Source organism: Streptomyces sp. PH10-H1 (assembly GCF_030063355.1).
Classification (GTDB): Bacteria; Actinomycetota; Actinomycetes; order Streptomycetales; family Streptomycetaceae; genus Actinacidiphila.
Genome location: NZ_JASISZ010000169.1, coordinates 1 through 3,866, shown reverse-complemented (window position 1 = coordinate 3,866; position 3,866 = coordinate 1). Strand labels below are relative to the sequence as shown.

At 63.6% G+C, this 3,866-nt stretch carries 3 protein-coding genes; 1 reads left to right on the top strand and 2 read right to left on the bottom strand.

Going from position 1 to position 3,866, the window contains the following annotated elements; translation table 11 throughout:
- Positions 1–518: 518 nt before the first annotated feature.
- On the top strand, positions 519–671 hold the full coding sequence (locus tag QMK24_RS40810) for a hypothetical protein (RefSeq protein WP_283471974.1): 153 nt from the start codon (positions 519–521) through the stop codon (positions 669–671).
- 638 nt (positions 672–1,309) lie between these two features.
- Here the strand turns inward: QMK24_RS40810 and QMK24_RS40800 are convergent.
- On the bottom strand, positions 1,310–2,578 hold the full coding sequence (locus QMK24_RS40800) for an MFS transporter (RefSeq protein WP_283471973.1): 1,269 nt from the start codon (positions 2,576–2,578) through the stop codon (positions 1,310–1,312).
- A 50-nt stretch (positions 2,579–2,628) separates the two neighbouring features.
- Positions 2,629–3,237: an ArsR/SmtB family transcription factor gene (locus QMK24_RS40795; protein ID WP_283471972.1), complete on the bottom strand. Its 609-nt coding sequence runs from the start codon at positions 3,235–3,237 to the stop codon at positions 2,629–2,631.
- Between the last annotated feature and the right edge of the window lie 629 nt (positions 3,238–3,866).

The following is a 3,866-nucleotide window of genomic DNA, read 5'->3' as shown; positions in this document are numbered from 1 at the left end:
CCTCATCAAGCTCGAAGCCCGCAACGCCTTCGGCTTCCGCAACCGAGAGAACCAACGCCTCCGCTCACGCTGCGCAACCACTCGACGCAGCCGACGACAGGCGTTGCCCGGATAAATTCGAAGACCCCGTAACCCGGGCCGCAACACGGGCGGTTGGGCTCTCACTCAAGGGGCTGCGGTTCGCTTCAAACCCCCTCGACCGGATCCGCGAAATGGAATGACTCCTCCGCTGCCTTATGGGCGCGAAAACGTACTACTTCCCGGTATAAAGGGCCCCAAGCCGCTACGCCCGAGCTGCCCAACAGGGCTGATCGGTAATGGTAATTTGTGCTTTCATCGGCTGCCGTCGCGCCGTCGTCCGAGCTGCTGTCTGGGGGCGGCAAGGTGGAGCGCCATCCATGACCCCTGAGAATGGCTAGATTCGATCGGCATCCAGGAACTATTGACCAATTTGTTTGCAATGCCCGGCTTCGGGTCAGGCTGCCTGGCCCGAAGAATACGGATCTGGAGCCTCTCGCATGAACCAACTCGATCTCGTGATCCATTACCGTGCCCATGAGTCCTCTCTGGTCGTGACGTACATGGCGGCGTGGGCGAACAAGATCGCCGCTGCATTTTCCAGTGCGGCTGCCGCGCAAATTTCCATGAAGCTCCCCTTCAGATCCTCGTAACACGATCACGGGGTGCGGTTCTTGAGTCGCGTTTTCGCGGCTCGCGGCGGTTGGCATTGCAGGCGTAGGCCTTGTCGCCGAGCAGGGCATCGGGCCGCTTGCGGAGACGGCCAGGCCGACCAGCGACAGGCGGGATGCTGTCGAGGAGGAACAAGATGCCCTGCAGACATCGCCGGTCTTCCTCCGGCCGCGGGCCTGGAGACCGCTCCGGCCAAGGCGGAAGGATCAGCTCGATCACCGCCCACAACTCATCGTCCACGATGCACGGCCTGTTACTCACACCCTCACGAACGGCCGAATCGACCTACCAGTTCACGCCCGACCAGCAACCCTCACCAAGATCCTTTTGCGAGTTCCAGGCAGGTAGGTTGGCCAAACCCCTGAGGGGCCCTGCAGGCGCGGGACCTCCCTGCCGGAGCTCTGGCTGCTGGCGCAGGTGGACGCTCAGTTGGGCGCATCGCCACTCCCTGACGCTGGTCTGCATGGGACCTCGCAGCCAAGTTCCTTTCAGCTGTGCCCTAAAAGATGCAGGTCAGATACCCCGTCACGAGACGGGACGAGCCGGGGCAGACACATTGCCTTGTGGTTCTGCCGGGCCGGGTGACTGCGGCCGTGCCCGCAATACGAGAGAACCGGGATTATGACATCTGTTCGGGCGTAGATTTTGACGGTCGGTCGCCGATGCCGGGACCTGTCGAATCGTTCGGGGTCAGGGTACGAATGCGTGGTATCGGTGAGGGAAGTAGCCAGAGCAATGACAGTGCTCCGCCCGCAGCGGCAATGAGCAGCGTCGCCCGAAGGCCGAGGAGGGTGGCGAGCGCTCCTCCAACGACAGCGCCGAGGGGGCGTACTCCGTAGTTGACCGTACTGTAGGCGCCGGCCACCCGACTGCGCATGCCGTCGGGGACCACTGCCGCCTGCAGCGAGTTCAGGTTGATGTCGAAGAGCATGACGCCTATACCGGACAAGAACTCGGCCGCGGCCAGCGCGCCTGCGCGAATCCAGAATGAGCCGTCCGCCGCAGCGGCGATGGCGATCGGCGCCGGATACAGCACTGCACCCACGGCGATACTGCGCCCCACGCCCAGCCGACGCGAGAGGGCCGGAGCGATCACCGATCCGAGGAGGGCGCCTGTCGCGCCAATGCCCAACGCCAGTCCTATGATTCCCGCGGACAGTCCGAGGTCGCGGCTGGCAAAGAGCACGACCAGCCCGCTGCTCGACACGAAGGTGAAGAAGTTGACGGTTGTCACGCAGCCGAGGCTGGCCCGCAGCACCGGGTGGCGAACCACAAACACCGCCCCTTCCTTGGCTCGTCGCAGAAGGGAGGGGTCCGCGACGCTCTCAACTGCGGTCGGCGGTTCGGCGAACGGGATCTGCTTCATTAGGACCGCAGACGCCAGAAAGGATAGGGCGTCGACGACGACGGCCACGGGTGCGCTGAGGGCCTGGATGAGAGCCCCGCCGATGGCGGGGCCAGCGACGTAAGATGCGGACCGACTGGCACTGAGTTTGCTGTTCGCGTCGACATAGGACGAGCGCGGTACGAGGTGCGCGAAGAAGGGCGGATACGTGGTGTTGAACAGCACCCCTGCGGCCCCGGTGACTAACGCCACGGCATACAACTGGCCCAGTGTCACGGTCCCAAGCATGTAGGCGATCGGCAAAGTGAGTAGCACTGCGGCGCGCACCAGATCGGCGAGGATCATCAGCCGCTGCTTACGCGTGCGGTGCTCGACCCAGGCGCCCAGGACGATGGCGAGGAGACTGGGGGTCCAGATAAGTGCGGTTAGCCAGGACACCTGGTTGGCTGAGGCGTGCAACGCTCCGACGGCGATGAGCGGCAGCGCCAGTTCGGAGATCCGGTCGCCGAACTGTGAGATCGATTGACTGGCCCAGAAGCGCATGAACCGCCGATCACGCCTCAGCGATATCGGAGGGGGCTCCTCCGCGACATTCACGGGTTCCCGCCGGTCTGCTCCTTGGCGGCCTCAGGCAGGACGTATTGCATCAGCCGAACACTGCGACTGTCGGGGGGTCGCGTTGACGTATCACGCTTCACGTACGGAGCCAGAATGCTTTCGATACGATCCTCGATGGAGCTGAGTTCCTCGGCGGACACAACAACGCGGGTGTTGCCCAGGCCTGCGAGACGGCGCCATGCTGGCTCGAGGTCGGGCTCGACCTCGGCAGCCCACCGGCTCGGCAGGTCTCTGTAGCTCAGGAACATCTGCTCGGACAGCACACGAGCGGCCCGCCTGCCCTCCGCGTCGTCCGGATCCTCCGGCACCTCGAATCGGAACCCGCGCGCTACCGCCTCCCACAGTCGTTCTCGGCGGTCTTGTCCGGGTTCGCTGTCACGGACCAGTCCGAAGCCCGCGAGGTGTCGCAGATGCCAACTGGTCACCGACGGAGTAGCTCCTACGTCGGGTGAGAGCTGTGTCGCCGTCGCGGCTCCGCATTGCCGCAGCCGGTCGAGGATCGCCAACCGTACCGGATGAGCCAGAGCTCTCATCGCTTGCGGATCCGTGATCTCGATGTCGCCGAAGCGGTTGCCGGAATCCATGATGTGAGATGGTCCTCTTACTTTTTGTGAGAGTCAACTCTCAGACTGGATCGAGTGCGCGACCGCATGATCCTTTGGGTGGCTGATCGTGCGCTCTCAAGTCCTGCCCCGATGCCCGGCATGGAGGTCCGGAGCTTCCAGAGGGGTTGTGTCTCCAGCACGCGCGATCCTGCATGGTCAGCCTGTGGTGCGCTTGGATATTGCCGATGACTTGGTCAGATCGCGGCTCAACGCCTGCGAGTTGTCGGAGGAGTGCCCGCTTCGGGCGGTGACTTCGTCGGCCACTGCCATGATGCCGGATGTCAACCTGCAGTAGGATCTGCCGAGTTCATATGCGCAGCTACACCAGTCGTCACTGAAGCCGTCGCCGGCTTGGCATCGCTGTCAGCCGGAGTGGCCCCAAAAATCAGCCATCTATCCAAATCCGTTGTCGGAGGAAGACGGGGAGGACCGGTGGGAGAGGCTCTGCCCAGCCAGCTCGCTAATCGCTTGAACCGGCTGTTTAAGTGCGTTGTGGCAAAGGGAGTCCCTGTTCGATGAGCAGGGGCTTCTTCGTGTGCGGGGCATGTTCGCGGAGGGGTAGGGGCAGGCAGCGGACGGCTTGTTGTTGATCGAGGAGGTTGCGATGC

Coding starts and splice junctions, on each gene's coding strand:
- QMK24_RS40810 (WP_283471974.1), top strand. CDS start 519: ATGAACCAACTCGATCTCGTGATCCATTACCGTGCCCATGAGTCCTCT.
- QMK24_RS40800 (WP_283471973.1), bottom strand. CDS start 2,578: ATGCGCTTCTGGGCCAGTCAATCGATCTCACAGTTCGGCGACCGGATC.
- QMK24_RS40795 (WP_283471972.1), bottom strand. CDS start 3,237: ATGGATTCCGGCAACCGCTTCGGCGACATCGAGATCACGGATCCGCAA.